General features: G+C 63.9%; 2 protein-coding genes. Both read left to right on the top strand.

All coding sequences use genetic code 11. The features are described from left to right. Nucleotides 1–138 precede the first annotated feature (138 nt). A complete protein-coding gene (locus tag FK219_RS13245; RefSeq protein ID WP_152584337.1) occupies nt 139–378 on the top strand; it encodes an integrase core domain-containing protein in 240 nt (79 codons plus the stop codon). A gap of 616 nt (nt 379–994) precedes the next feature. After that, on the top strand, nt 995–2,352 hold a 1,358-nt coding region (locus tag FK219_RS13240; RefSeq protein ID WP_210416833.1), incomplete at its 3' end, for a hypothetical protein.

Raw genomic sequence — 2,352 nt, 5'->3', positions numbered from 1 at the left:
TCGATCGATGACCTCACCCCGATCGAACTGGAGCAGCTCGAATATGCTCTGACCGAGCCCCTCGAACAAGCGGGCTGACACCAGCAATACGCTCTCCGAACACGCCGGGGGGATTCACGCCTTCGCCAGGCGGGCCTCATGGGCTCGATGGGGAAAGTTGCCTCGGCGTATGACAACGCGTTGATGGAGTCGTTCTTTGGATCGATGCAGATCGAGCTGCTGGACCGCCGCCAATGGGTTAGCCGCGCCGAGCTTGGGCAGGCGATCTTCGAGTGGATCGAGGGGTTCTACAACCCGACCAGGCGACACTCCGCGTTGGGCTATCGCAGCCCGATCGAGTTCGAGAGCCTTCACAAGCAGCTCGAAAAGGCGGCATGATCAAACACTAGAGAACTGTCCGAGAAACCCAGGGCAGGTCATTCTCGTCTTTGACGACTGGCACACGACGGGTTCGACCAGGAAGACCACGGATTCGTTCCTGACTGTCTCGGTCGATTCCGCAGAAGACCGATCTCGTTCAATCCGCATCGACCACTACGAGGACAACGGCAGTGCGAGACTGAAGTTGCACTGGTCCACAGACGGCGGCGACACGCCAATTGCAGTGCCGCTGTCGGCCCTGACGCCAAACTACGGACTCACCACGAGCTCAGTCGTCGACGAGTCTGAGACCCCCAGCGAGCCCGACACCAACAGCACTTTGCCGTCGCTGACAACACAGACGGGCTACTCGCACCCTTGGCTGGGCGCTGCGACAGAGGTCAGCGTCGATCCGTCGGGGTTGAACCTGACGACGAAGACAGCATTCGAGCCGGAGTCGGCCACTTCTGGTTGGCTGCGTCGTATCGAGAAGCGCCTGCCGACCGCTGTCGCCAACGGTGCTACTGCTGATGATGCTGGGCTGACGTTCGACTATTGGGGTGACACCGAAACGTTCCCCACCGGCTGGGGCGCAGAGGTCTGCAGTGTCGCGAACACGGTGAAGCAGTGGGGCATGCAGCGCACCAGCAAGGGCCCGACTGCCGCAGACGATTCGTGGGTGATGAGCGAGACCGTGTATGACGCGCTCGGCCGCGTCGCGGGTACCCGCGTTATCACCGACCAGGACGCGGAGGATTGGTCGTGCATCACCTACGACGGGCGCAATCGACCAGAATCCACCACAGTTCCCGACCTTGGCACCAGCATGCGCACGATCACCAACGACTACGAGGTGGGCGATGATCCTCGAGTCAGCACGGTCACGGATGCCGCTGACGGTCAGGGCGCGATCCGTGTGGAGACCGACCTACTAGGCCGCACCGTCGCCTACACCGACGTGTGGGGCGTCACCACCGCACCCACCTACGCGCCAGTCACCGGCCGAGTCCTGTCGACCACTATCGACCCGCCAGCTGGCGACGACGTCACGCAGCAGTTCACGTACGACGCCGACGGCAAGGTCCTCACGGTCACTGACACCACGAGTGACCCGGACGTGCTCTTGGCGACCGCGACCTACAACGCCACCACTGGCGAACTCGAGGGTGTCACCTACGGCAACGATTCTGCCTTGACCGGACTTTCCCGGTCGGGCGCTGGGGCTCCGCTGTCGATGACCTGGGCCTTCCCCGACTTGCCCGCTGTGGGTGAGGAGCAGCCCGTGTCGCAGCCGTCTGTGACCGACAGCGTCGTGCGATCTCAGTCGGGCCGGATCATCGCCAACACTCTCGCCGATGGTGAGTCCCAGGCGGGCGGCACCGCGTATCGCAGTGCGTACCAGTTCGATGCCGCGGCCCGTCTCACGCAAGCGACCCTGCAGGTCAACGGTGACACCGATCACGTCTTGAGCTACTCCTTTGACGACAACCTCGCCGCGTGCGCGACGGCCGGCATCACGGGTGCGGTGGCGAACGCGGGCCTGAACGGCAACCGCACCTCCTACACCGACGCCCACTACACCGACGCCCACTACACCGACGCCCACTACATCGACGTCGACGGCGTCCCGACGACGTCCACGACGACCACGTCGTACTGCTACGACCAGGCTGACCGTCTGCTGGCGTCCACGGTGACTGGTGATGCGATTCCGGAGGCGAACCCGGTCGCCGACGGCCTCGCTCCGGCTGAGTTGGCGTATGACGCGCACGGCAATACGACGACTCTGGCCGACCAGTCGCTGGAGTTCGATCTGGCGAACCGGCACCTGTCGACCACGGTCACTGATACGGGGGTGGCCACGAAGGTGTCCTACACCCGCGATGTGACCAACCGCATCGTGGCCCGCACGGTCACTGTCGATGGTGTCGAGCTGTCGGCGACGCGGTACGCGCATGCGGCGGCGGCTGACGTGTCGGGTCTGGTTCTGGA

The sequence above is a fragment of the Microcella pacifica genome (assembly GCF_009371975.2).
Lineage (GTDB): Bacteria > Actinomycetota > Actinomycetes > Actinomycetales > Microbacteriaceae > Microcella > Microcella pacifica.
Note: the sequence above shows the minus strand (reverse complement) of the source record. Positions and strands in the feature narration are given on the sequence as shown.